The following is a 24590-nucleotide window of genomic DNA, read 5'->3' on the forward strand; positions in this document are numbered from 1 at the left end:
TCCTCCTTCAGCTTCTGAAGCGATCGATGACGACGCTGAGCTCCGCCCCTACCTTGATACCCAACAGCGCCGAAATCACCGGGATCGCCCCGGCGCTGGCGAGCGAGCCAAACTCACCCTTGGGCAGGATGTGGCTGTCGAGAAACCCGCCTGCGAACCAGAGCCCGCAAATCCCGAGCAGGACGTAAATGACGCCCGCCAGCGATTCCGTTACGCTTAGAAAGCCTTGATGGAGGCCCGTGCCGGGGCGGGCGAGCACTAGCAGCATCACGCCCGACGCCACCACGGCCCCTCCCTGGAAGCCGCCGCCGGCCGAAAGGTGACCGTTCATGATAACATAGGCGCCGAACAGGAAGATCAGCGGCAGGATGATCTTCGCGCCGTTTTCCACGAGCTCGCTTGGTCGCGGGGCTTCGTTCGTGCGGTCTTGCGCCGGCGATCCGCCAAGCAGGATGCCAACGCTCGCAGCCACCATGAAAAGGACGGCCACTTCGCCGAGTGTATCGAAGCCGCGAAAGGTGATCAGGATGCCGGTGACGACGTTCGCTCCGCCGAGATCCTGTGGCACCGCGGTGAGATAGTGCCGGGCAAGCGGCGAGAGCGTCTGGCGTTCGCTATATCCGCCTGCGACGCCGGCGAAGATTAACGCGAAGACGAGGATGGCAAGAAGGCTGAAGACGCGTTTTGTCATGCCTTGCCCTCCTTGGCCGCCTCATCTGCATCGCGAAGCGCGTCCACAACCGTCGTCTCCGCCATCGGCGTGCGTACTGCATGGGCCGCGCGCGACAGCGCGTGCGACGACAGGGGGTTGGTTATCAGAACGAAAACGGCGACAATCAAGAGCTTGAGCGACCAATCGGGATGGTAGATGCCAAGCCCGGCGACGACAAGAATGTTGCCGAGCGTCGAGGCCTTGGTCCCCGCCTGGATGCGGGTGAAGACATCGGGCATGCGCAAAAGCCCGAGGCCGGCGGAAAAGAGAAAGAACGCGCCGACGAGGATGACGATGCTGCCGACTAGCTCCTGCACATCTCACTCCTTCTCACTACCGGCGTCTCCGCCGCCGGTTCTGCGAATGGCATAGAGAAAGATCAGCGTCGCGAGCCCGGAACCGATTGCTGCTTCTGCCATGGCGACATCGGGCGCGGCAAGCAGCACGTAGGAGACGGCCGCAAGCAGGCTCGCGAGCCCCGAACTCACCATCGCCGTCATGAGATTGGGAAGGCGCACAGCAAGAACCCCGCTGATCAGGATGCACCCGCACACCAGCATAACGAGAAGCTCCAGCATCGTGTCACGGCCCCTTTTCCAGGAAACGAGCGATAGCAAGCACGGCAAGGAAGCTGAGCAGCCCGTAGACGAGCGCCACATCGATATACACGAACCGGCCGGAAAGATGCGCATAAAGCGTCACCAGCGCGATCGAGACCACGGTCAGCATGTCGATTGCCACGACGCGGTCCATGAGGGTTTTGCCGATGATCAGACGCAGCGCCCCAAAAACGATGCTGAAGAAGATGAGAACGGCGGCAATGCGAACGATGAAATCAGCCAAACGCCGCCCCCAGGTGCTTTTCGAAGGGTCCGGCGATCATCGCGGCGGCTTGCTCCGGGTCTGTCGTCTTCACATCGAGCCAATGAACGAAAAGGGCGTCGTCCCTGATGTCCATGACCAGCGATCCGGGGGTCAGCGCGATCGCATTGGCAAGGGCAAGGCGACCGATCGGCGATTTCAGCCGCATCGGGATCCTCACGATGCCGGGGTGAATGTCGATGCGCGGCGAATAAACGTAGCGCAGCATGTTGACGTTCGCCTTCACCAGTTCGATGAAGAATACCGATGCAAAGGCAAGGAAATGGTATGCCGCGCCCGGTGTCAGCGCGGTCTGCTGCCATAGTCCATAGCGACGAGAAACGATCGCTGCGATGGAAAGGGAGATGACGGCGCCTGTCATCACGACCGGCAGAGCGAGTGAAGCGTTCACGATCAGCCAGAGCGCGAACAGCAAAACCCAAAGGCCGATCAACCCCTTGAGGGCTTCAGGCAAGCCGTGTTCGGTAGTTTCGCTCTCCGCCGGCATAGCATCGACCTTCGTCGCCACTGCTAGTAGCAATCAAGCAGGGTTACCCCTCGAAATCAAGGGGGGCCGCCCTCCCGTAGGCCGACACCGATCGAACGAAACCTGACATCGCCGACGAAGGTTGTGGCATTGCTTGCTCAAAATCTCGAAACCCGGGAAGCCCCAAGATGATCAGAGCCTCAACCAAATGTCATCGAAATCAAGCTTGAAATTTGCAGCAGAGCCGTTCGGACTTTCAAAGCTTTTCAAAGAAATCGTTCAAAGGCCGGATTGCGTAGAAGACAATTCGAAGACATTCGATCCTCGAAATTATCTTAATGCTCCGCTAACATTTCATAAGTTTAATCAGAGTTAGAAGCCGGGAAGTAACTTGGCGGCAAGACGCTCTCTGGCGAATTGCTGCCTGTCTTGCCGTTAGCAGCCACTTTTCTCCCCGACAGCTTCATTGAAGCAATCAATGATCGACGAGTGGTGATCAAGATGTTTGCCAGGCTATTGGTACTAAGCCGTTATATCATGATCCTGCCAGTGGTCGTGACGTTGATTGGAGCCATATCGCTGATAGTTTACGAGACTGCGGTCATGGCTCTAAGTATCCGCGATACAGTGGAGAACATTGCTATCTCGACGCAAGCAGTCAAAATGTTTGCGATCGGAGTGGTCGAGGGCATTGATGTCTTCCTAATCGCCGTAGCCGCCTACATTATCAGTCTCGGCCTTTATACGCTTTTCATTGACGAGAATTTGGAGCGCCCCCGATGGCTCATGCTGAAAGATCTCGAAGACCTGAAAGCAAATTTGGTCAGCGTGGTGATTGCCGTGCTTGCGGTACTGTTTCTTCGAGAGGCTGTTGCGTGGGATGGGTCGCAAAGAATTGTCTATTTGGGCGTGGCGACAGCCCTTATCATCTTTGCGCTAGCTTTCTACCTTTCTAAGCACAAAGGCTCCCCGCCATGATGCGTGGTCGTTCGTCGGCAGGCCGCTTCTTCGTCAAGCCGGCCGGCGGCTGAGGACGGAAAGTTCTGGCCTGCGCACCATTGCCGGCCCGGCAAATTGCCTGGACAGCACGAATAGCATCTATTGCGCCGGAGCCGTTTCCTCTATCCGCTCGCTTCCGCCGAGCGCCCACCGGGTGACTGGGCGAGCGAGAAGGACGAGGACGATCCCGAAGCCGGCGCTGATCAGGAAGATGCGGGTGAACGCGTCCGGAAGTCCGGCGGCATGTTCGGTGTCCATACCTGCGGCCAGCAATCCCGCCATCAGGTTGCCGAGCGACGCGGCGACAAACCAGAACCCCATGATCTGGCTGGTGAAGCGCTCTGGCGCAAGGCGGGAGAAGGTTGAAAGCCCGACCGGACTGAGCATCAGTTCGCCGACTGTGTGCAGCAGGTAGGTACAGACGAGGAAGAGCCCGGTAACCTTTACGCCCGTTGCCGCTGTGTGCGCCGCCGGCACTAGGATCAGGTAGCCCAGGCCCATCGCGACGAGCGCCAGTCCAAACTTCACGAAAACGGGAATGGTCCAGCGTTTCTCGGCATAGATCCAGAACGCCGCAAAAGCCGGGGTCAGCAGGATGATGAAGAGGGAGTTCAAGTTCTGGAACCATGAGGCAGGCACCGTGAAACCGCCAAGTTGGCGCTGTGTGAGGTCGTTTGCGAAGAGGTTGAGCGAGGAGCCGGCCTGTTCAAAACCGGACCAGAAGAGCGCGGCGGCCACGAAAAGGAGCGCAAGGACGATCATGCGCCGTTTCTCCGAGCCACTCAGGTCCCCTGCCAAATAGATGTTGAGGAAGAAGCCGATGGCCACAGTCACGATGATCAGGCCCATGGCCTGTGCCAGCCCTTGCGCGCTGGTCAGATTGATCTGACCGGTTAGCGCTGCTGCGGCGACCAGGACGACGACGAGGCCACCGATAGCACCCGTGAAGAGGTGGTCACGACGGCCGGTCGCCGCGTCGGGGTGATGGTGCACGGCGGGCGCCCCACCTTTGTCGCGAAGCGAGGTGCGGCTCGCCCGCAGGAAGTTGATCAACCCCAAGAACATGGCAACGGCAGCCGCGCCGAAACCCCAATGCCAGCCCCAGTTCTCGCCGAGATAGCCGGCAATAAGTCCTCCGAGGATCGCGCCGATGTTGATGCCCATGTAGAAGAACGAGAACCCTGCGTCGCGGCCGCCGATATCGTTCTTGTCATAGAGTTGGCCGACCATGGTCGAGATGTTTGGCTTGAGAAGCCCGGTGCCGATCGCGATGCAGAGGAGGCCGAGGAAGAACACGATTGCAGCGGAGCCGGAGACCGCGAGCAGGACATGCCCGATCATGATGACGACACCGCCAACGACGATCGCGCGCTTGCAACCCCAGAAGCGGTCGGCGATCCAACCGCCTGGCAGCGCCAATATGTAGGCCGACGCGGTATACAGGCCATAGATCGCTGCGGCGTCGGCCGTGGCGAGACCCAGGCCGCTGTTTTCGACCCGATCCACGAGGTAAAGGATGAGGATCGCCCGCATGCCGTAGTAGCTGAAGCGCTCCCACATCTCGACGAGAAAAAGCGCAACCAGTCCTGGTGGATACTTGACAGACGTCGTCATCGGCTCCCCCCGACTTTTTCATCTGCGCTAGTATAGCGCGAATCACCGCGGAAAGCGCGCGCTACCTACCTCGCGCTATGGCGAGGAGAGCGTCCAATACCCGCGAATGCTCGTAAGTCCTTTGCCGCAACATTGGAGTCGGCAGCATATTGGATGAATTTGATTTCAGCTTTGAGCGATCACAAAGGCGATATCAGGTTGGGACAAGGCGTGGCAAAACCGGACTTAGGGCGGCGCAGTAACGGAGTGTGCAACCTCGCTAAGGCGATGGGGTGGATTGCAAGGGCGGTGCATTGAGCCGGCCGCGTGCCTGCTGCGAGGAGGTTTTTTGTATCAATGCTGCTTGGCGCGAGCACGCCCACACTCTGGAAACGAATTTGCTTCATGCTTCTTCCCTAATATTTGCTATATAGATACGCGATTGATACTCGTGGTTGGCGCACCATTATCCTCCGTAGGAAATCTTGCTCGAGCAAACATAGTTGGTGGAAGAAACGCGATCATGTTACGCTCATTGCTCCTAGTCATCTGCGTGACCATTGCAGGAGGCTCCCTTTCAGCGTGCGCTCCTCATACCGAGCCCATCGATGTTAACAGCAATGCCGCGCTCAGCACGAAGTCAGCAAATAGGAGCCCAGGCCCTAGGCGCGTCAAAGGCACGACTGACTGCAAGGCAAAGCCCAATTACGCAGGGATGCTCCGTACACTCTGCTATTGACCGCTTAGAGCCTCTTTCAACGGACTTGGGCGGCCGAGCCAGCGGGGACACTGGCATGGCCATCTAACGTCGAACACGAGAAGTTGCTGCTCGTCGTGACGCGTGCGGCTTGAGACGAAGCGGACCTCGCAATCAAGGGTTATCGAGCACGCGTCACAGTTCCTCGGCTTCGAGCGATGACCAATCCGCGAAGATTTCGACGCGAGCACGTTGCGGCCTTGAAATCGATTCGTCAAAGGCCGGCATTGGTGACAGAAAGAAGAAGGCAACTGCAGTACCGACAAGGCCACTACCGCAAAAATCAAGCAAGGGAAATCTGTCGATCCGCCATATCGATTGTTGATTGCCGGTGCGCGACGATGACTCGAGTAATCCTCAAGGCCCCGACTGCGTTGTTTATCGTCGCTTCACTCTTGGAATCTAGATGACTGGTTGCTTCATCGAGAAAGAGGATCGAAGGCCGCCGGTACAAAGCCCGCGCCAGAAACAATCGTTGTATTTGGCCGCGCGACAGAGCACTCCCCATATCCCCCACGAGTGTCTCGAAGCCCATGGGCATCTTAAGGATGTCTTCGTCAATGGCTGCGATTCTGGCACACTCCTCAACCCATTTGTCATCGAACTGCGGATCAAACACAGCAATGTTCTCTGCAATTGACCCCGCAAACAACCGGTCCTCCTGCAACACGCAGGCTATCTGACTCCGGTAGTAACTTAGACCCATCTGCCGGATATCTTGCCCGCCGAGGCTGACGGTTCCGCTCGTCGGCGTGATCAACCCTGCCATGATTCTCAGGACGGTTGTCTTTCCGGAACCGGACGCACCGGTTATCGCCAGACTCTCTCCCGGTGAAACAGAGAGGCTCAACCCGTTTAAGACGAAGGGTTCGCTGTCGCCGTAGCGGAAACATATGTCTGTCGCGCACAATGCTCCAAGCCTCACTGGATTCACGAGAGTGGCAAAGTCACGGCGGGTCATTTCTTCTGGTTCAGCCAGGGCAATGTCGGCTACACGCTCCGTGTGGAGGTTCAACATTCGCAGTTTGATCACAAACCCAATTAAGCTTTGAGATCGCACGATGAACATCCCTTTGTATGAAATGAACGCGATTAGCATGCCGGTCGTCATATTGCCGCCGATCACCGCTCTGGCACCCATCCAGAGCGTCACGATGCCTTCCACACCTGCCACAAAGGTCGCAACTGTTCCAAAAAGTAGATCCAACTTCTTGATCCGGAGTCCAGCATTGATGGTGTCAACAAGCAGGTTGAGCCAGGCGTTTTGGCGGCGCTCGCAAATACCCAACGCCTTGATGCTTGCAATGCCGCGTATCGTCTCCATGAAGTGTGTGTCTTCTTTGGCGTTATGGACGATTGCCGCCTCATTCGCCTCCCTGTAGGGGACGTATGCGAGAAGTCGAAGGATCAGATCGAGACCGAGGCTAACGAGCGCGACAGCTGCAAGCTGACCGCCGAAGAGTACCATCATCGCCGCTGAAGCGAAGATGACGATGACGTCAAGCATGGTGACAACGAGTTCGGCGGTTAGTGTCGTTTGAATTGGGGTGAGCGACCCAAACCGCGAAACGATATCCCCTATGTGCCGCTTTTCGAAGAAATCCAACGGCAGTCGCAACAAATGATCGAAAAGGCCAATTTGCCAATGAACACTCAGCGATGTACCTAGCATCAAGCTGGCCCATGACTGGGCAACGCTGACCATCGTTTGGACGAAGAGGAACAATCCGAGCCCAATGGCAATAAGGCTGAGGAGGTCGAGGTCGCCCGCTACGATGGCCTGATCCACAATGATCTGCGTCCCTATTGGTATTATCAGCCCTAAGATTTCCAGAGCGAGGGACAGGGTCACAATTTGAACAAGTGCTCGCTTCAGTCCGACTATACGACGAAACAGACAAATAAGAGGGAGCCGCTGACGCTTGCTTTGCCTTTCAAAATCGCTCCCGGGCCAGGCTTCTAGGGCAACTCCAGTGAAGCTGCTTGAAAATTCGCTTAGCGGCACACGTCTGCGGCCTCGGGCGGGATCGACGATCGTAGCGTGGTTTGTTGCAACACGCTCGAGCACCACGAAATGCCGGAGATCCCAATGCAATACGCAAGGCAGTCGCAGATTGCGCAATTCATGTAGGTCGAGCCGAAGCGCCCGAGTTGTCAATCCTAACGAAGAAGCAATTCGAACCATACTGTCCAGCGTGATGCCCTTCAAGGAAGCGCTGAATCGCCGGCGAAGGCTTGCAAGATCAACCTCGTATCCGTGATGTCTGGCCACCATTGCCAGGCATGCCAGACCACATTCCGCGACCTCCGTTTGCAGGATGACAGGGATCGTCCGTCCGAAACCGAAGGACAAGCGACGCAATACGCTCATTTCGTTCGGTCTTCGAAAACGTCGGCGGCACGGCCGCGCAAGCTGTACAAGGGCTCTAAAACCCATTTCCACAATGGCCGACGGTCAAGAAGAATATCGGTTTCAACCTGCATCCCCGCCTGAAGGGGTCGGGCTTGGCCGTAAGCCGTAACGAATTGGGTCTTCGGTACGACGGTCACACGATATGAACCGGCCATGGACGGATCTCCGGCAAGCGCCAACTCCGCATCGCCCGGCTGAATGGTCACCCGCGATACCTTTGTCACCGATCCCGTATACTGGCCGAACCTCTCATAGGGAAAGGCGGCGTAGCGAAGCAACACTTGGGCCCCCACTTTCACAAAGCCGATCGCACTGCTGGGAACGGAAAAATAGATCTCCTGCTTTGATCCCGACGGCAAGAGGAACAGAAGCGGTGCACCCGCGAGCACAAACTGTCCTCGTTGGGCGAGTATAGCTGTGACTACACCTTCGCGTGGCGCGTACACGAAAACGCGTCGCCTCGCCTCGCCCTGCGCGATTTGAATTTCGATGTCGGACAATCGACATTTCAGATCGCTAATGAGTGACGCGGTGCGCGCTGGCCTGCTTGCCAGTCTAGCGTGGACTTCAATCAGTCGCTGATCCAACTGCGTACGCTGCCGTTGCAACGTGGCCAGGCTGGCTCTGGTTTGCATGAAATCCTGTTGGCGAGTTTCGAATTCCCTTTGAACTGTGATGCCCTGCCCCGCCAAAAGACGATGCTTCTTCATCAGGGTTCGCAGGACATCCACGTAATCGGAGGTGCCATTAATCTGGTTTCCGATCACCTCCACTTCGCGAACCAGAGCTTGTTCTTGATCTTCGAGCTCTCTTTTTTCGATCTCATCGAGATCGTTGCGACGGTGTATCTCTGCAAGAATTTCCTGGCGCTGAATCTCCAGTTGTGACAGCACTATCGCCCCTGTTTCCCCCAAACTGGTCCAGCTATCAAACCCGAGCGTAGAAAGCGTCGCACCCTGACGCACGGCGACACCTTCCGCGACGCCGATGTTTATCACGCTACCGGCCTGCGGAGCGACGACTCGCACAACGCCGGCGCTCGGCGTCACAATGCCCACAACACGGACTCTGCGCGTGTATTCGCCGAAGATTATGAGGAGCGCCACCAGGCAGATGGCTATCGTTGCCATGCTCGCCACCATCAAGATCGGAAGGGGCTGCAATAATTTCGGCCTACCCAACCAGTTGACGCGCTGTGCGGCGATGACTTCGGGGCGAAGAAAAGAGGACGCAGTTATTTGCGATAAAGGATGACCCGAGTTTTCTGGCGGCGAGTTGACCATCGTCGACGTCATTTTAGAATAGCGACGCGCAACCTGTCGCACATGAACTCAACAGAATAGCCCGTTGGCGAAGCACTCCAAAAGGGCAATGACAATGCAATGACCGCTCTCGTCGTACCTCGCACTAGGAGCGTAGTTTGAATTTACGGACGCACGAGTACGCCTTCCAGGTATTTCGACATCTCATCGACGGAAAAGGCACCGGAATAGCGCTTTGCGTTGATAAAGAACGTGGGCGTCCCATGCACGTCAAAAAGTTGCTCAGCTTTCTTTCGCCCGTCAATGATTTGATCCAACAAGGTCTGGTTTGATAGGCATTTGAGAAACGCAACTTCAGACAATCCTGCAAGTCTTGAAATGCGCAAAAGAGCTGCCTTAGCATTTGCGCCCCGAGCCCATTCATTCTGCTGCTCGAAAAGCGCATCAAGCAACGGCTGCCGAGCTTTCGCCGGAACGCATCGCCCCAACATGGCGGCGCCAGCTGATGCCGTATCGAGCGGAAAGTCCCGCATAACGAAATTTGCCTTACCGGTGTCGATAAATCTCTCCCGCAGCGCTGGAAAAACCTGCGTGGCGAACGCTGCACAGTGTGGACATCCCATCGACGCATACTCAACTATGGACACGGGCGCATTCGCGTTGCCGATGATTACATCGTCAAGGGGCTCGTTGCTTACTAGAACCGCCTGTCGCGTGAATTCGCTGGATTGTGGCGCTCGCGAAAGCAACCAAAGCCAAGCGCCACCTGCCAAGAGTATAACGAATGACAAGAGAATTAGGCGCCGAACGCTCATGATTGATTGTTTATACAACTAATACCTCGTTTTCGGCACCTAAGTCTCGTGCTGCAATGCGGTCTGCTACGAGGTCGGCGCCCCCCCTGGCGCGCAACGATCCTTTCCGTTAGAGCCTGTGGAAGGACGCCCATTCAGGCCCTTGCCATCAGATCCAAATACTCCGCCGGTCGGGGACCTGCTGGAACTCTTCGAAGTCGACTTCCCAGGGTTGCCACTTCCACCACCCCTGCCCCCGCTGATGAGACTTAGTTCGTGACTGTTCAGTTCGCGCATTCGATCTACCTCCTAGCGTTAAGCTTTTCAGACAGGCAACACTACTTATAAGGGCCTATCTTGAGGATGCTATCCGTAGATGTACCTAGGAAATATCATCGGCTTTGGCTTTTACTTATCGATTTCAAACGGACAAATGTCATATGCCCATTAGGGTTAGCCACCAGATTCCGGATGCCCCACCCGCTCGACGTCTCCCAGATCGACAATGCCTCCACGGACATTCATTTCCTGGAGGTGGTCGACGGAGCGGTTGTGGTCGTCGGCCGTTCGTATTTGGCCGTCGTCACCCGATATGGCGACACTGGCCATCGACTTCTGCCTCACCTGGAAAAGCCATCGGTCTTGTCGGTCGCGCTTTGTCTTACCCAGGCCATCCGCGAAAAATGGCTTGCGGCGCGAAATCTCAGTCACCCCTGGCCAATGTTCGGCCGGCCGCGTCTGTTCGCGGATCTGGAGCGCTGCGTGCCGTTGGCCATTGTCAATCACAACCTTCAGGAAAACCCCAAGATGCTGAAGTGCCGTTCATCGAATGGCAATACAACACTGCGGCTCCGACTACTTGCGGCGACGAACCCAGCGGGTGCTGTTGTCGTTTCTGCCGGGTACGGCAATTGTCGCCATAAGGGATCAGCATGTTTGCCTTGCACTATTATTCACCGTGGCTCGGCACCGTCGTTTCACAGCCCTACCGGCTTCGCAAAGCTGGAGGTCAGATACAATCCCCGCGACACTAGTCGTAGGTGGATTTAACAGATCGCCCAAAATGCCAAGCCACAGGCGTCCCGGGATGCGGCGATTTCTCGCCGCACCCAACGCATCTGGCTTTAAGCTTTGATGAAGGCCAGCAGATCGGCGTTCAGGACATCGGCGTTAACCGTCAGCATCCCGTGCGAAAAGCCTGGATAGGTTTTGAGCGAACCGTTTTTCAAAAGCTTGGTCGACTTGAGTGCCGAATCCGCGATCGGCACAATCTGATCGTCCTCACCGTGTAGGACAAGCGTCGGCACGGTGATTTCCTTCAGGTCTTCCGTTTGATCGGTTTCGGAGAACGCTTTGATGCCATCATAGTGGGCCTTGGCGCCGCCCATCATGCCCTGACGCCACCAATTCTGTATCACGCCTTCCTGGATCTTCGCACCGTCGCGGTTGAAGCCATAGAATGGGCCGGCCGGAACATCGCGGAAGAACTGCGCGCGGTTGGCGGCAAGTGCCGAACGGAAGCCGTCAAAAACTTCGATCGGCAGGCCCTCGGGGTTCGAGGCCGTCTTGACCATGAGCGGTGGAACGGCGGAGACGAGAACCGCCTTGGCGACCCTGCCGGCCTTTTGACCATGCTTGGCGACATAGCGAGCGACTTCACCGCCGCCTGTCGAGTGACCGATATGCACGACATTCCTTAGGTTCAGGTGCTCGACGACGGCAAACGCATCGGAGGCGTAATGGTCCATGTCGTGACCTTCGGAGACCTGGGCCGAACGGCCGTGACCGCGGCGGTCATGGGCGACGACGCGATATCCATTGGCGAGGAAGTACAACATCTGTGCGTCCCAATCGTCGGACGACAGCGGCCAGCCGTGGTGGAACATGATCGGCTGTGCGTCCTTCGGACCCCAGTCCTTGTAGAAGATCTCAACGCCGTCCTTAGTGGTTACAGTGCTCATGTTTTTGCTTCCTTCAGTGGAGTGCTTCGTGGATGCAGCGTTGGCTGCAACGCTGAAAGAGGTTGGAATTGCAAGGGACGCAGCGGCGGCAGCTCCAGTGACGAGGGCAGCGCGGCGTGTAACAGGGAAGAGGTTATCGGTCATTTCGGCTCCGGTTTCCGTCGGGTGTGGTGCGCGACGGGTGTCTGATGGACGGATATTGTCGAAGAACATGGCCATCAACAATTGCATCAATAATTCAGATTTAATTGCGCATATTGAAATTATCGGCGGGCAACTACTCCCGCCACCAATGACGAGAATCAGGCAGCCCCCGGACGGTTGATCGTCAGGAAATGTCGGACGACTGGTCTTTCCGAGCCTGAATGATACGTCAGAACCTTGCTCTGCAGGTCCGCATCCGCTTGCGACACACGCTTGTGCTGGCGCAGATGCTCGGCCCAGGACTCCACCATGAACCATTCGACAATCTTTTGAGGATCGGCCGAATCCTCGGTGATGCCCCAGCCGTAGGCGCCATCGCGGCGACGTTCCTCGGAGAGTTCGTCGATTGCACGAAGGAAGGCAGTGCGGTGATGTTTTTCCACCTGGTACTCGATGAGGATCAGGACTGGGCCACGGTCATGGGCGACCGGTTCTGCGACCAGCGGTTCTGGCCAATGGTTTGAGGCCACGAGATCAGCATCGCCGGCCGGCAGTTTGATGCGATGCATGATGATACCAGCGACCAACAGGCCCGCAGCGCCGATCAGCAGTGTACCGGGTACGCCGGCAACCTCACCGACTGTGCCCCAGCCGATGCTGCCAGCCGTCATCGCGCCGTTGAAGACGGTCAGATAGACGGCAAGGCCACGGCCTCGCACCCAGTTGGGCAGGATTGCCTGGGCCGCGCCGTTGAGAGTCGTCAGCGCGGTGATCCATGCGCCCCCGAGGAAAAGCAGGACGATGATGGCGACCCATTGCGGCGGGGCGAGCGAGAGCGCTGCCATAACGAGAGCCGTAATGACTGCGGCGCCGAGAAGCAGTCGATCGGCGTCGAAGCGTTCACGCAACTTCGGCATGACGAGCGCACCGCCGATGGCACCGGCACCGACCGCACCAAGCAGAATTCCGTAGAAGCCGGCATCTCCGCCAAGCAATTGCCTGGCGACGAGCGGCAGTAGTGCCCAGACGGCGCTGGCGAAGGCGAAGAAGATTGCCGCGCGCAGAAGCACGACATGCAGCGGACGGCTGGCGCGGGTATAACGAAGACCGGCACGGAAGGCGCCAAGGAAGCCCTCGGCGAGCGCGTCATCGGCATTCTTTGCTCGTGGCCACCAGACGAGGGCAGCGATGACAACGAAATAGCTTGCGACATCGGCGCCATAAGTAATGCCGGCCCCAAAAGCTGCCAGAAGCAGGCCACCAGCAGCAGGTCCTATCGAGCGGGCAATGTTAATGCCGAGCGAATTGAGGGCGACGGCGCTCTTTACATCCTCCCGCTTTACCAGTTCCGGCACGATCGCCTGCCAGGTGGGGCCCATCAGCGCAGCACCAATGCCGCCGAGGAAGGTAAGTCCGATCAGGGCGCTGACAGAAAGCATTCCGGTGTGTGCCAGAACCATCAGCGTGATGCTGACTGAGGCGAGCAGGAATTGCACGGCGATCAGGAACTTGCGGCGATCGAGGATGTCGGTCAGCACGCCGGCCGGAATGGCGAGAAGGAAGATCGGCAATGTGCCGGCCGCCTGAACCAGCGCCACGGCAGCTGGCGAGGCCGAGAGGTCCGTCATCAGCCAGGAGCTTGCGACATCGCGCATGAAACTGCCTGTGTTGCCAAGCACCGTGGCTGTCCAAAGAACTGCGAAGACAGGTTGAGCGAGTGGGGCGAAACTGCCCCCTGAGGACCGTGCGGGGCTCATTTGGCTGCTCCTTTGGTGAGATCAACGGCGGCGACGAGAACGAAGGCGCCAGTCAGGCCCAGATGTTCGAAGAAGGCATTCGTTGCCATCATCCGCTCCATGCCAGGGGCGAGTTCCCAGAAACGCAGCGCCACGAGGGTTGCGAGAAGTGTAAACCCCGACAATGCCAACGCCCCTGCCCAACGCAGCAGGCCCGAGACCACCATTGCGGAAGCGGTGAGCTCAAAGGTGATCACAGCCACGGCAAAGAAAGGCGCCGGATGCAGGCCGAAATGGTCCATCTCGGCGATCGCACCATTGAAATCTGCGATCTTGAAAAGCGGTCCCTGGATATAGGCCGCGCAAAGCGCCAGAAGCGCAACCGTGCGCGTGGTGGGAGCGGTGACGACTGCTGCGAGCGCGCTCCGCTCTTTTTTGAATGATGCTTTGTCAGTCATGTCTGCTCCTTTGAATGTGGCCGGTCGTAAGAAACGGCGCTCTGTATGGCTGTTGGAGCGATATTGGCTGGAATTATTGCCGCCAACAATTGCATCAATAATTTCGTATTAATTGCGAAATTTGCAATTAAGTGGAAGGTGGGAACGGGGCAGCGGTGATACGCTGCCCGCGCTAGACGCCTGTGGTCGTGACGGGTCTTAGACGGCCCAGCAGGAGCAACCAAGCGCGCCAAAGAAGCCCTTCAGGTCGGCGATCGGCAGTTTCGAAGTCCAGGCGCCGGCATGGTCATGGCCGTGGACACCGCAGTCGTTGGCGCAGCCGCACGAAGCGATCGCGGTGCGGCGCAGCGAGTGGCGACCAGCGCCTTCCGGTTCGCCCCAGGCGGCATAACCGCCAAACTTTCTGACCGGCGACCAGTCGGGCATGGCTGGAGGCACGTCGCTTTCGTCGAGCGCCTTGAAGTCGCCGGCGCCATAGACGACCTTGCCGCCGACCATGGTGAGATCCGATGTCAGGAAGGAGATCTCGTCCTCGGCGCAGGAGAAGAAGTCCTTGTCTGGCACGACGAGATCGGCGAACTGGCCCTTCTCGATGCGACCCTTCTTGCCTTCCTCGTTGGAGAACCAGGTCACCTTTTCCGTCCACATCCTGAGGGCCGTTTCGCGGTCTAGGCAGTTGGCACGTGGATAAAGCTGCATGCCGCCGACTGTCTTGCCGGTGACCATCCAGGCAAGCGAAACCCAGGGGTTATAGGAGGCGACGCGCGTTGCATCGGTGCCGGCCGAGACGTTGACGCCTTTGTCGAGCATGCGGCGGATCGGCGGGGTGGCTTCAGCGACGCCGTGGCCATAGCGCTCCACGAAATATTCACCCTGAAAGGCCATGCGATGCTGGGTGGCAATGCCGCCGCCAAATGCCGCGATGCGGTCGATGGAGCGCTCCGAGATCGTTTCGGCATGGTCGAAGAACCAGTTCAGGCCTTCGAGCGGAATATCCTTGTCGACCTTCTCGAAGACGTCGAGCGCGCGCGAGATGGTTTCGTCATAAGTGGCGTGCAGACGCCAGGGCCAGCGGTTCTGAGCCAGCACCCGAACGACCTCTTCGAGCTCGCCTTCCATTTCCGGTGCCATCTCAGGTCGCGGCTGGCGAAAATCCTCGAAATCGGCTGCCGAAAAGACCAGCATCTCGCCGGCGCCGTTGTGGCGGAAATAATCATTGCCCTGCTTGTATTTGACCGAGGACGTCCAGTTGAGGAAGTCCTCCTTTTCCTGCTTGGGCTTCTGGGTGAAGAGGTTGTAGGCGAGGCGGACAGTGAGCTGGTTTTCGTCCGACAGTTTCTGGATGACTTCGTAGTCATCGGGATAGTTCTGGAAACCGCCGCCAGCATCGATGACGCCGGTAATGCCGAGCCGGTTCAGTTCACGCATGAAGTGGCGGGTAGAATTGACCTGGTAATCGAAGGGCAGTTTCGGGCCCTTGGCCAGCGTCGCATAGAGAATGCCGGCGTTCGGCTTGGCGAGAAGCATGCCGGTCGGGTTACCATTGGCGTCGCGGGTAATTTCGCCGCCTGGCGGGTTCGGTGTGTCCTTTGTGTAGCCGACGGCACGAAGGGCTGCACCATTCAGCAGTGCCCGGTCATAGAGATGCAGCAGGAAGACAGGCGTGTCGGGCGCAACCGCATTGATCTCCTCGATCGTGGGCAGGCGCTTTTCGACGAACTGGTGTTCGGTAAAGCCGCCGACAACGCGCACCCATTGCGGGGCGGGTGTCACGGCCACCTGGCGCTTCAGCATGTCCATGGCATCGGCAAGCGAGCGAACGCCATCCCAGCGCAGTTCCATGTTGAAGTTCAGGCCGCCACGCACGACGTGGGTGTGGTTATCGATCAGGCCCGGCAGGACACGCTTGCCCTTGAGGTCGACGATCCTGGTGTCGGGGCCGGCGAAAGCCATGATTTCGGCATCGGTGCCAACCTCCAGAAAGGTACCGTCCTTGATCGCGACGGCAGTGGCATTCGGTTTCGAACGGTCGAGCGTGGTGATCAAACCGTGGTGGAGGATGAGGTCGGCGAACATGAGATATGCTCCTGGCTTCACTATTAAGATTGATTTCAACGCTTTGCGCCGGGGCAACTGGGCATCGGCGGCCCCATCGCAAGCGAATCTCCTCTTGCGGCCTCAGCTATCAGACTTCGTCTGAGCTTGGCGAGACACGACGATGTCATTGCGGACGTCGCCTTTCGGCATATGGCCGAACATGTGCGGCTTGATCTGGTTGATCCACGACACTGCCGCGGGCTCCTTGGCGATCAGCGTTCTTGCGAAGGGAATGAGCTGTTCGCCAACCAGAATGCCAAGCAGGCCGACCAGCGCAACCACCGGCGGAGCCGGAGAGCGGACATTGAGCAGGCTGTAGACAATGCCGACCAGAAGACCGGCGCCCAGGGAAAAGAGATAGAGTTTCATTGGAGCGTCCTCGACGATGGAGGCGCCGCTTCGGCAAGACATCCTTTCATGCTGCCGAAGCGGGCCGAATGGGTTGGATGGCGGACTTACTTGGCCGGGTTCGGGCCGATGCGCTTGCCGTGGGTGACGCGTTCGTCTACGTCGTGGACCATCGTGTAGGCATAGTCGATGCCCATGCCGTAGGCGCCGGAATGCTCCTTGGCCAGCGAGGTGACCGCGTCATAGGTCTCGCGGTGAGCCCAGTCGCGCTGCCATTCGAGCAAAACCTGCTGCCAGGTCACCGGAACCACCCCGGCCTGGACCATTCGGTCCATCGCGTATTTGTGGGCCTCGGAAGACGTGCCGCCGGAAGCGTCGGCGACCATGTAGATCTCGTAGTCGGGCATGTCGTGCATCGCAGACAGCGCGAAGGTGGTGTTGCAGACTTCTGTCCAAAGGCCGGAAACGACGATCTTCTTGCGTCCTTCGGCGGCGTTCTTGGCCAACGCATCGCGAACGTTCTGGTCATCCCAGGAGTTCATGGAGGTACGTTCGAGGATGTCGTTTTCCGGGAAGACGGCGAGGAGTTCAGGGAAGGTGTGGCCGGAAAAGGACAGCGTCTCGACGGTGGTGATGGTCGTCGGGATGTTGAAGATCTTGGCAGCCTTGGCGAGGCCGACAACATTGTTCTTCAGTACCTGGCGATCCATCGACTGGACGCCGAACGCCATCTGCGGCTGCTGGTCGATGAAGATGAGCTGGCTGTTCTTCGGGGTCAGGACTTCGAGCTTCTTGGACATTTCAGGTTTCTCTTCCGTCTGCTTGAACCGCTGATGCGGCGGGTTGACATGTGAAGCACTTTTCTGGTCGGCGCGGAGTGGCTTTCAGAATGCTCTTGGGTGGCCGGAGCCGGTTAATCGGTGTTAGCGGCCCATCTCTTTTCGTTCGTCTTGGCTGCTGAAATGGAACCTAGATCGGTTTGGTGTGCGGCGGAATTGCAATATTAATTCCGATTGAATTGCTCCAAATGCAATAATCTACGCGATGAAAGCCCTTTCCAGATTGCGGGCGCTCACCGAAAAAACCTAGTTTGAATGGGTGACAAATCGCTCAATTGTCGAGGCGGGTCTTGTCTAAAAGTCAGGTCGATTGGACGAAATGCACTTGCGGTCAATCAAAACCTGGAAATCGCCGCTGCCCCAGGCGTGGTCCTCAGCAACTGCGCCGCCAGCTTCCAGGCGTCGTGCCGACAAGATTGGTGAAAACACGAGTGAAATGGCTCTGGTCGGCAAAGCCGCATGAGGTTGCGACTTCCGAAAGCGGTATATCGGGCGTGCGCAAGAGTTCTCGAGCACGCGAAACCCGTTCGTTGAGAAGCCACCGGTAAGGCGTCATGCCCGTCGTCTCGCGGAAGGCTTGAATGAAGTAGCCGCGCGAAAGGTTGCATGCCCTGGCGACGTCGAGGACAGATATCTCCCCATCGAGGTTGTCGAGGAGAAGGCTCTTGGCCCGCTTCTCCTGAACACGCGACAGCATTCTGGAGCGGAGCGCCAAGGGGGTCGATCTATTGCCATAGCGCTGCACGAGATAGCTGCCGATTGCGGTGGCCATCTGGTCGACAAATAATTGCGGTGCTTTTTCGGGGCTTTCCAGCGCGGGTATCAGCACGCGGGCAAGGTTGGAAAGCACGACATCCTTCGACGCCGTTTCCGCAGTGAGCGAATTCACTCCGGCTAGCTCGGCCTCCTCTGCTATCCGTTCGAGCGAAGTCGGTGAGATTTGAAGGAGCAGAAAGTCGAAAGCGCCGCCAAGGTCAGCCTTGTAATGGTCGGACATGTCTCGGATGTAGATCGCGTCCCGATCGAAGGCATGATTGGTCGCGTGGTGCTCATGGAAGACACGCCGGGTATGCCTTCCGGTGGTGGATAAGCCCACGACAAAACCGCGATTGCTGGCCTCGGCCTCGATCTGCTGCAGATGGCCGTCGCGACTACCCTTGCGGAAAAAGACAATATCGGCCCCCACAATCGACTGGTCCTTGTAGAGCTTGTCGAACGGGCAGCCAAAACTGTCCGTTGGCTTTGACTGGGCTGGTTTGATGTGATCGATAGAGATGGGTCCCAAGTCAGCAACCTTCCGTTCGAAGCATTCGGCACGGCATCTCGATGCCGCGGCTCACGACGGGATCGCCTGGTGAGCCGAAAGTTCGTTTACGGGCGGCGCCTTGCCTCTTCAAGACAGGTTTGCGGCAATCCGCAGAACACAAAATCGTGTAACGCCGCAGGGGGTTAGTCCTGCGGCGCTTTGAATTGTCGGTGTCTGCCAAGGGCTCCCTCAGGCAGCCAGCGGCTGGAGATTGGCTTCGATCCTATCGCGGAACGGCTCGTAGCGGGTCGGCAATTTCAGCACTTCGCCGAGATGCGCGGTGTCCTCATCACGATTAAAGCCAGGTTCATTGGTGGCAATCTCGAACAAGACCCCACCCGGCGTACGAAAATAGATGGCCCAGAAGTAATCGCGGTCGATGACAGGGGTTACCTGATAGCCCGTATCCATTAGCGCCTTGCGCACTTCGATCTGCTTTTGGCGATTGTCGACGGCAAACGCTATATGATGGACCGATCCGGCGCCCTGGCGAGCAAAGGGCGTTTCTGGCAAGGCGGCGAGATCGATTGTGTCGGCACCATTACCGTCGGGCATGATAAAGCGGGTAACATCCCCTTCCTTGTCGGCGCGCTCGTAGCCCATGAAGCTCAGCAGTTCTTCTGTCGCAGCCGTGTCACGCACGTTGAGGCGAGCCCCGGAAAAACCTCGGATCGCAGCCTCGTGCGAGACATCACCGCCAGTCCAGGCCGGTCTGGCGTCATCGGCAGTCTCGATGAGTGCAAAACCGTCGCCGTCCGGGCCGTTGAAGCGCAGACGCCTGGCGCCGAAGACCGTGTCTTCCTGCAGGCCGCCAACATTCTGTGCGGCAAGGCGCTCACGCCAGAAGGCAAGCGAGCCCTTCGGTACGGAGAACTGGGTTTCGCCAACTTCGCCGACACCGGCCCTGCCGCGCATCATGTGCTCGAAAGGGAAGTAAGTCATGACTGTTCCGGCCGAACCGTTCTCATCGCCATAATAGAGGTGGTAAACACTCGGGTCGTCGAAATTCACGGTCTGCTTGACGCGGCGAAGGCCGAGCGTGTCGGTGAAGAATTGGTTGTTCTGGCGGGCATCCGACGCCATCGATGTGACGTGATGCAGTCCCGTGATATCCTTGATCATGTTCCTGGCCTTTCTCTCGGGCGTTGTCTGTTTGATGCCCAAGATGTATGTCGGTTGATCAGTCCCCGGAATTGCAATATTACTTTCGATTGAATTGCTATTTTTGAAATAATCGAGATGAACGACTATAAAGCCCTGAAAACATTCCTCTTGGCGGCCGAGAAGCGCAACTTCGCCCAGGTCGCACGCGAACTCGACATGACCCCCGCGGCGGTGACGCGAGCGATTGCCGCACTGGAGGCCGATCTCGGCCTCCAACTTTTCGTGCGGACCACGCGGCAGGTGTCGCTGACGACTGACGGTGCTGTGTTTGCCGCCCAGATACAGCCGGCGATCGCGATGCTGGAAGATGCGCGCAAGGAGGTGATGAATGCTCACAAGGCCGATGAAGGGCGGTTGCGGATCAGCGCGCCGACCTGGTTCGGCAAAACTGTGCTGCCGCCGATACTGTCGGGCTTCAGGGAGCGTTATCCAAGGATAAGCTTCGAGATTTCGCTGTCGGACGGGCTCGTGAATATCGTCGATGACGACTATGACCTGGCAATCCGCATATCCTCCCAACCGTCCGACAAGTTCACCATCTGGCGCAAGATTCGCGTCGTTCCTCGTATTCTGGTGGCAGCGCCGGGAAGCCGGTACGTGACCATGCAGCACCCGGGCGAGCTGACGCCAGACGATTGCCTTGCCTATAGCGGCGAGAGCCGAAGAGAGACCTGGGTGCTTTCGGACGGCGGATCGAGCATGACGATCTCGGCGGGGCGCTCCTTCAGTGCCAACAATGGTGAAGTGCTGGCCGACATGGCTGCCGATGGGACCGGTGTCGCGATGCTGCCCGGATTTAATATTGCCGAGCATCTGCGAAGCGGCCGCCTTGTGCACGTGTTCCAGGGCTGGGCGCCGCCCGACCTGTGGCTAACGCTCTATTACCCACCCTATCAGGCGCTGCCACCGCGCATTGCTACTTTTTCCAAATTCTTCGAGGAGCAAGTGGCCTCGCAAATGACGCTGCTCGGCTAGTATCGAATTTGGAGTTTCAAGGTTTGATTGACGACGGGGGAGGTTCTTAGGAGCCCTGACTGGAGTCATTGAACGTGGCTTGGCCTTATAGACTGGTCGCCGCGATCCTGGCGGGTCCACGCAAAGGGGCTCGGTTGCTGCTAGGTCCTGGCGCCCGCACACGTTATGCAATCAACGCATAGCTGAGATCGAGTCTTCGCGATCAGAAGGCTCGAAATGTAGCGCGCTTCCGTCTTTCGAACCTGATTTCAATCCGGCGGCTGGAAGCCATAAGGGGCGCGGCTGTTCTGCAGCGATCATATTTGAAATCAGGAACAGGAACAGTGCAGGAAAACCAATTGCGCCGCGTGGCCACCCTGCTTGAATGCTGGACGCTCGAGACCTAGATTGGCTAAATGCTTGACCGTTCGTCTCGACCATTGTCGTCGTCAAATATCCCCATGGATGCGCTAAGTGAAGTCCTGCAAGACTTTCGCTTGAGTGGGGTCAACTATGGACGCTGCGAACTCAGACATCCATGGAGCATCGCCTTTCCGCAACAACAGCTTCTTCGTTTTCACTTTGTAAGCCAGGGTCCGTGCTGGATCCACACGGAACCCCAAGGATGGCAGGAGTTGAACGATGGCGATCTGGTGCTGCTGCCGCAAGGCATCGAGCATCGATTGGCCAGCGCACCAGATGTTGAGGGCGACTCGCTTAAAAGCTGTCAGATAACGAGGTGGGGGAGCAACGTCTGCGAAGTGGTACGGGAAGGAACGGGTGCGACAAGCACTCTCTTCTGCGGCTCCATGGCGTTGGGCGCGCATGCGCTTAATCCCTTGATCGCTCTGATGCCACCAATCATCAAGGGCTGCGATGTTGCCGGCAATGACCCGGTCGTTGGCCCCCTGCTGGCAGCAATGTCGGCGGAGGCGACACAGCCACAAATGGGGAGTGCTACCGTCTTATCGCGAATGGCGGACTTGCTCGCAGCGCGTCTTATCCGCTGTTGGGTCAATTGCAGCGGGGCCTTGACCACGGGTTGGCTCGCCGCCATCCGCGATCCTCACATCGGTCGTGCCTTGGCAGCCATGCATCGAGACCCCGGCCACAACTGGACCCTGGAAAGTCTCGCCGGCGTGGCAGGCCAGTCGCGTTCCATCTTTGCGGAGCGCTTCAGTGCTATTTTGGGAGAAGGCGCAGCACACTATCTCGCCCGTCTGCGCATGCAGCTTGCTCGTGAGTTGTTGGGGCAAAGCGGCATGTCGGTTGCCGAGGTTGCTTCCCGGTTAGGCTATGAGTCCGAGGCATCCTTCGCTCGCGCCTTCAAGCGTATCACGAGGGTCTCACCGGGTGTTGTGCGCCGCACAAATTCCGGACGAATAGACATGGATTTCGGATCCTAAGATACATATCATCCAGAACAGTTCGTCTATGACATCTCCAACCTAAGGAGAGACACGGATGACGGACACAACATCACAGCTTGACGGAGCAGCAATTGGCCTGGAGATCCCTGAGCCATCCACGTGGAATGCTGCGACCTGGCTTGCCGTTCTTTCGATGGCGGCCACCAGCTTTGCACTGGTATCGGCCGAGTTCCTGCCGGCGGGCCTGCTGACGCCGCTGGCGCGCGACCTCGGGATTACCGAAGGAACAGCCGGCCAGGTCGTCACCGCTACCGCTTCCGTCGGTGCTGTGACTGCCCTTCTGAGCAATGTTCTCATCGGCAGATTGAACCGAAAGACGGTGCTGGTCGGTCTCAGTGCATTGGCAATCGGATCCAATATTCTTGCAGCACTAGCGACCGATTTTTCGCTATTGTTGTTAGGCCGGGCTGGATTGGGCATCGCCCTTAGCGGTTTCTGGGCGCTTTCAGTTGCCGTTGTGTCGAGGCTGGTCGGCGCCAATGCAACGGGCCGGGGCATGGCTATCGTCACCCTCGGCGTGTCGCTCGCCACAATAGCTGCACCATCGATGGGTGCTCTGATCAGCGACTGGCTGGGATGGCGCAGCGCCATGGCCATGACAGCGGGGCTTGCCGCGCTTGCAATGCTGCTGCAGGTACTCACCTTGCCAACACTGCCTGCAAGTACAAGCAACAGTCTCGCAGATGTTTTTCGGCTGACACGGCGGCGTGGCATTCAACTGGGGATGCTGGCAATCCTTTTGCTCATGACGGGCCATTTTGCTGGCTCGGTTTATGTGCGTCCCTTCCTCGAACGAGTGACGCTTCTTGAAACCAGATCGATCGCCCTGGCGCTGCTTGGGTTTGGCATTGCCTCAGTGATCGGCAACATCGCTGGTGGCAGAATGGCCGACGCCAGTATCCGCCTGGCACTCGTTGTCACGGCAGCGTTAATGGCGTTTGCTGCATTTGCTTTGGTGCTCTGGGGCGCTCATAGCGCCATTGCGTTCGCTCTCGTCACGCTTTGGGGCTTCGCCTTCGGCATGGCGCCGGTGGTGCTGCCCACCAATCTTTCCCGCGGCGCACCCGACGCTCTGGAGGCGGCAGGCAGCCTGATGGTCGTCTCTTTTCAGGTCGCCATCAGTATCGGCGCGGTTTTCGGTGGCTATATCGTTGACCACTATGGCGCTGTTGGGCCCCTGACCCTTACCGCAGTCCTGGCTGCATCGACCCTCGCCTTGGCGTCGATGCAACCTCGCAGTTGATCCTTGCTTCTGGATTGTGAAGCAAAGGCAATCGGACCGAAGATGCTGTGAGACCCTGCGCATCTGTAGGCGCCGGCTCGGCAATGCGCGCCGGGCCGAGTGGCACTCTTGCCGCGCTCTGGATATGAGGACGCCGCCGGCCATCGTCGGCGTTCTTTTTGGTAGCAGTTGAAAGGAATGCGCGACCCTTCATTGCTTTCTGGAAAAACTCGACGCAACTAGCTCAATAATATACTCCGGCCGGCTCATGGGCCCAGATCTGCAATATCTTGGCTTTCCGCCAGCTTGGGTGAAAATCGGTTGCCAATAGCAGGATCAGCGCATGGGCCTGTCAGTTCTGACGAATGTGCTGCCGCATAAGGTCCTTCAGCCGTTCGGTCTCACCGGCAGCGATCGCATCAATCATCAAGTGATGCTCCCGGCCGGACTGTTCGACGCGGGCACGTGTGCGCCATTGGGAGACCGGCGCGGACGAGGTTCTCTGGCGGATCTCGGTGATGAGATCGACGAGTTCCAGATTGCCGCCGAGCACCAGCAGCTGGCGGTGAAAGGCAAGATTGGCCTCATAGAGCTCCAGCATCGTGCCGTTCAGCGCCATTTGATCGAAGTGCTCGGCAAGCGTCCTGAGAGTGCTGACATCCCCTGCCGAGGCGTTCTGGATGATTGTTCCAGCAATGGCCGTTTCGAGAATGACGCGAATTTCGCTGACTTCCCGCGCCCGGCGGCCGTCCGGCTCATAGACGTGATAGCCGCGGTTCTGCACGTGCTCGACTAGCCGTTTCTGCGCCAGGCGATCGAGCGCACGGCGCACTTCGGGGCGGGTACAATTGTATCGACGTTCGAGGTCAATCTGCTTCAACCACGTCCCAGGAGGCAGAATGCCGGCCAGAATGTCCTGCAGGATGAAGTCTGTCACGTCGCGCGTGCCGGGCGCTTCCGCCTTTTCTTCCATCACGACATCTGCCATGCGATCTCCCCGTTTTTCATCACCGATAGCACGCCAATCGCGGATTCTGTAGGCGTAAGAAGCGC

At 58.1% G+C, this 24590-nt stretch carries 23 protein-coding genes; 5 read left to right on the plus strand and 18 right to left on the minus strand.

Annotated elements, in window-relative coordinates:
* Positions 1-7 precede the first annotated feature (7 nt).
* Genes mbhE through IB244_RS23360 form a run of 5 tightly spaced genes read right to left on the minus strand, consistent with a single transcriptional unit; the run spans position 8 to position 2114 of the window.
* Entirely contained in the window at positions 8-691 is a 684-nt protein-coding gene (gene mbhE / locus IB244_RS23340; RefSeq protein ID WP_169682047.1) for a hydrogen gas-evolving membrane-bound hydrogenase subunit E, read from the minus strand.
* Positions 688-1029, minus strand: a complete 342-nt coding sequence (gene mnhG / locus IB244_RS23345) for a monovalent cation/H(+) antiporter subunit G (protein ID WP_169682046.1) — start codon at positions 1027-1029, stop codon at positions 688-690. Before mnhG ends, mbhE begins: the two co-directional genes overlap by 4 nt.
* A gap of 3 nt (positions 1030-1032) precedes the next feature.
* Positions 1033-1290, minus strand: a complete 258-nt coding sequence (locus tag IB244_RS23350) for a hydrogenase subunit MbhD domain-containing protein (protein ID WP_169682045.1) — start codon at positions 1288-1290, stop codon at positions 1033-1035.
* 4 nt (positions 1291-1294) lie between these two features.
* Positions 1295-1555 (minus strand): monovalent cation/H+ antiporter complex subunit F, encoded by a 261-nt coding sequence (locus tag IB244_RS23355; RefSeq protein ID WP_018856270.1) that lies wholly within the window; start codon positions 1553-1555, stop codon positions 1295-1297.
* A complete protein-coding gene (locus tag IB244_RS23360; protein WP_246733676.1) occupies positions 1548-2114 on the minus strand; it encodes a Na+/H+ antiporter subunit E in 567 nt (188 codons plus the stop codon). The genes IB244_RS23355 and IB244_RS23360 overlap by 8 nt, the downstream gene beginning before the upstream one ends.
* Positions 2115-2549: 435 nt before the next feature.
* Here IB244_RS23360 and IB244_RS23365 point away from each other — a divergent pair, with 435 nt between their 5' ends.
* Positions 2550-3038, plus strand: a complete 489-nt coding sequence (locus IB244_RS23365; RefSeq protein ID WP_198011807.1) for a YqhA family protein — start codon at positions 2550-2552, stop codon at positions 3036-3038.
* Between the two features lie 120 nt (positions 3039-3158).
* On the opposite strand, the gene IB244_RS23370 is transcribed toward IB244_RS23365, so the two are convergent.
* The 4 genes from IB244_RS23370 to IB244_RS23385 form a co-directional block, all read right to left on the minus strand.
* Complete coding sequence (locus tag IB244_RS23370) at positions 3159-4673, minus strand: peptide MFS transporter (RefSeq protein ID WP_169682044.1); 1515 nt, start codon at positions 4671-4673, stop codon at positions 3159-3161.
* 1019 nt (positions 4674-5692) lie between these two features.
* Positions 5693-7780, minus strand: a complete 2088-nt coding sequence (locus IB244_RS23375) for a peptidase domain-containing ABC transporter (RefSeq protein WP_192305805.1) — start codon at positions 7778-7780, stop codon at positions 5693-5695.
* Positions 7777-9117 carry an HlyD family secretion protein gene (locus tag IB244_RS23380; RefSeq protein ID WP_192305807.1) on the minus strand — a complete coding sequence of 447 codons (1341 nt, stop codon included), beginning with the start codon at positions 9115-9117 and terminating at the stop codon, positions 7777-7779. The genes IB244_RS23375 and IB244_RS23380 overlap by 4 nt, the downstream gene beginning before the upstream one ends.
* Before the next feature lie 131 nt (positions 9118-9248).
* On the minus strand, positions 9249-9899 hold the full coding sequence (locus IB244_RS23385; protein WP_281412459.1) for a DsbA family protein: 651 nt from the start codon (positions 9897-9899) through the stop codon (positions 9249-9251).
* A gap of 450 nt (positions 9900-10349) precedes the next feature.
* Between IB244_RS23385 and IB244_RS23390 the strand changes: the two genes are divergently transcribed.
* A complete protein-coding gene (locus IB244_RS23390; protein WP_169682040.1) occupies positions 10350-10928 on the plus strand; it encodes a hypothetical protein in 579 nt (192 codons plus the stop codon).
* Positions 10929-11002: 74 nt separating this feature from the next.
* Here IB244_RS23390 and IB244_RS23395 read toward each other — a convergent pair whose 3' ends face one another.
* From IB244_RS23395 to IB244_RS23430, 8 genes are all read right to left on the minus strand, one after another.
* Entirely contained in the window at positions 11003-11839 is an 837-nt protein-coding gene (locus IB244_RS23395; RefSeq protein ID WP_192240516.1) for an alpha/beta fold hydrolase, read from the minus strand.
* A 302-nt stretch (positions 11840-12141) separates the two neighbouring features.
* Entirely contained in the window at positions 12142-13740 is a 1599-nt protein-coding gene (locus tag IB244_RS23400) for an MFS transporter (RefSeq protein WP_192240517.1), read from the minus strand.
* Positions 13737-14177, minus strand: a complete 441-nt coding sequence (locus tag IB244_RS23405; protein ID WP_169682037.1) for a DoxX family protein — start codon at positions 14175-14177, stop codon at positions 13737-13739. The genes IB244_RS23400 and IB244_RS23405 overlap by 4 nt, the downstream gene beginning before the upstream one ends.
* A gap of 198 nt (positions 14178-14375) precedes the next feature.
* Complete coding sequence (locus IB244_RS23410) at positions 14376-16253, minus strand: amidohydrolase (protein WP_192240518.1); 1878 nt, start codon at positions 16251-16253, stop codon at positions 14376-14378.
* A gap of 102 nt (positions 16254-16355) precedes the next feature.
* Positions 16356-16643 carry a XapX domain-containing protein gene (locus tag IB244_RS23415; protein WP_037089501.1) on the minus strand — a complete coding sequence of 96 codons (288 nt, stop codon included), beginning with the start codon at positions 16641-16643 and terminating at the stop codon, positions 16356-16358.
* Positions 16644-16729: 86 nt separating this feature from the next.
* Positions 16730-17422 (minus strand): hydrolase, encoded by a 693-nt coding sequence (locus IB244_RS23420; protein ID WP_018856256.1) that lies wholly within the window; start codon positions 17420-17422, stop codon positions 16730-16732.
* A gap of 412 nt (positions 17423-17834) precedes the next feature.
* Positions 17835-18746, minus strand: a complete 912-nt coding sequence (locus tag IB244_RS23425; RefSeq protein ID WP_210334318.1) for a helix-turn-helix domain-containing protein — start codon at positions 18744-18746, stop codon at positions 17835-17837.
* A 210-nt stretch (positions 18747-18956) separates the two neighbouring features.
* A complete protein-coding gene (locus IB244_RS23430; protein ID WP_192305811.1) occupies positions 18957-19889 on the minus strand; it encodes a VOC family protein in 933 nt (310 codons plus the stop codon).
* A 117-nt stretch (positions 19890-20006) separates the two neighbouring features.
* On the opposite strand from IB244_RS23430, the gene IB244_RS23435 reads away from it, so the two are divergent.
* The 3 genes from IB244_RS23435 (at position 20007) to IB244_RS23445 (ending at position 23558) form a co-directional block, all read left to right on the plus strand.
* Positions 20007-20906 (plus strand): LysR family transcriptional regulator, encoded by a 900-nt coding sequence (locus IB244_RS23435; RefSeq protein WP_169682034.1) that lies wholly within the window; start codon positions 20007-20009, stop codon positions 20904-20906.
* Between the two features lie 395 nt (positions 20907-21301).
* Positions 21302-22291, plus strand: coding sequence for an AraC family transcriptional regulator (locus IB244_RS23440; RefSeq protein WP_192305813.1), 990 nt, complete (start codon positions 21302-21304; stop codon positions 22289-22291).
* Positions 22292-22349: 58 nt separating this feature from the next.
* Positions 22350-23558: an MFS transporter gene (locus IB244_RS23445; protein WP_192305815.1), complete on the plus strand. Its 1209-nt coding sequence runs from the start codon at positions 22350-22352 to the stop codon at positions 23556-23558.
* Positions 23559-23889: 331 nt separating this feature from the next.
* Here IB244_RS23445 and IB244_RS23450 read toward each other — a convergent pair whose 3' ends face one another.
* Positions 23890-24525, minus strand: coding sequence for a GntR family transcriptional regulator (locus tag IB244_RS23450; RefSeq protein ID WP_169682031.1), 636 nt, complete (start codon positions 24523-24525; stop codon positions 23890-23892).
* Positions 24526-24590: the final 65 nt, after the last annotated feature.

The sequence above is a fragment of the Rhizobium sp. RHZ02 genome, assembly GCF_014851575.1.
Lineage (GTDB): Bacteria > Pseudomonadota > Alphaproteobacteria > Rhizobiales > Rhizobiaceae > Rhizobium > Rhizobium altiplani.

Coding starts and splice junctions, on each gene's coding strand:
- mbhE (WP_169682047.1), bottom strand. CDS start 691: ATGACAAAACGCGTCTTCAGCCTTCTTGCCATCCTCGTCTTCGCGTTA.
- IB244_RS23350 (WP_169682045.1), bottom strand. CDS start 1,290: ATGCTGGAGCTTCTCGTTATGCTGGTGTGCGGGTGCATCCTGATCAGC.
- IB244_RS23370 (WP_169682044.1), bottom strand. CDS start 4,673: ATGACGACGTCTGTCAAGTATCCACCAGGACTGGTTGCGCTTTTTCTC.
- IB244_RS23375 (WP_192305805.1), bottom strand. CDS start 7,780: ATGAGCGTATTGCGTCGCTTGTCCTTCGGTTTCGGACGGACGATCCCT.
- IB244_RS23380 (WP_192305807.1), bottom strand. CDS start 9,117: ATGACGTCGACGATGGTCAACTCGCCGCCAGAAAACTCGGGTCATCCT.
- IB244_RS23385 (WP_281412459.1), bottom strand. CDS start 9,899: ATGAGCGTTCGGCGCCTAATTCTCTTGTCATTCGTTATACTCTTGGCA.
- IB244_RS23390 (WP_169682040.1), top strand. CDS start 10,350: ATGCCCCACCCGCTCGACGTCTCCCAGATCGACAATGCCTCCACGGAC.
- IB244_RS23395 (WP_192240516.1), bottom strand. CDS start 11,839: ATGAGCACTGTAACCACTAAGGACGGCGTTGAGATCTTCTACAAGGAC.
- IB244_RS23400 (WP_192240517.1), bottom strand. CDS start 13,740: ATGAGCCCCGCACGGTCCTCAGGGGGCAGTTTCGCCCCACTCGCTCAA.
- IB244_RS23405 (WP_169682037.1), bottom strand. CDS start 14,177: ATGACTGACAAAGCATCATTCAAAAAAGAGCGGAGCGCGCTCGCAGCA.
- IB244_RS23410 (WP_192240518.1), bottom strand. CDS start 16,253: ATGTTCGCCGACCTCATCCTCCACCACGGTTTGATCACCACGCTCGAC.
- IB244_RS23415 (WP_037089501.1), bottom strand. CDS start 16,643: ATGAAACTCTATCTCTTTTCCCTGGGCGCCGGTCTTCTGGTCGGCATT.
- IB244_RS23420 (WP_018856256.1), bottom strand. CDS start 17,422: ATGTCCAAGAAGCTCGAAGTCCTGACCCCGAAGAACAGCCAGCTCATC.
- IB244_RS23430 (WP_192305811.1), bottom strand. CDS start 19,889: ATGATCAAGGATATCACGGGACTGCATCACGTCACATCGATGGCGTCG.
- IB244_RS23435 (WP_169682034.1), top strand. CDS start 20,007: ATGAACGACTATAAAGCCCTGAAAACATTCCTCTTGGCGGCCGAGAAG.
- IB244_RS23440 (WP_192305813.1), top strand. CDS start 21,302: ATGCTTGACCGTTCGTCTCGACCATTGTCGTCGTCAAATATCCCCATG.
- IB244_RS23445 (WP_192305815.1), top strand. CDS start 22,350: ATGACGGACACAACATCACAGCTTGACGGAGCAGCAATTGGCCTGGAG.
- IB244_RS23450 (WP_169682031.1), bottom strand. CDS start 24,525: ATGGCAGATGTCGTGATGGAAGAAAAGGCGGAAGCGCCCGGCACGCGC.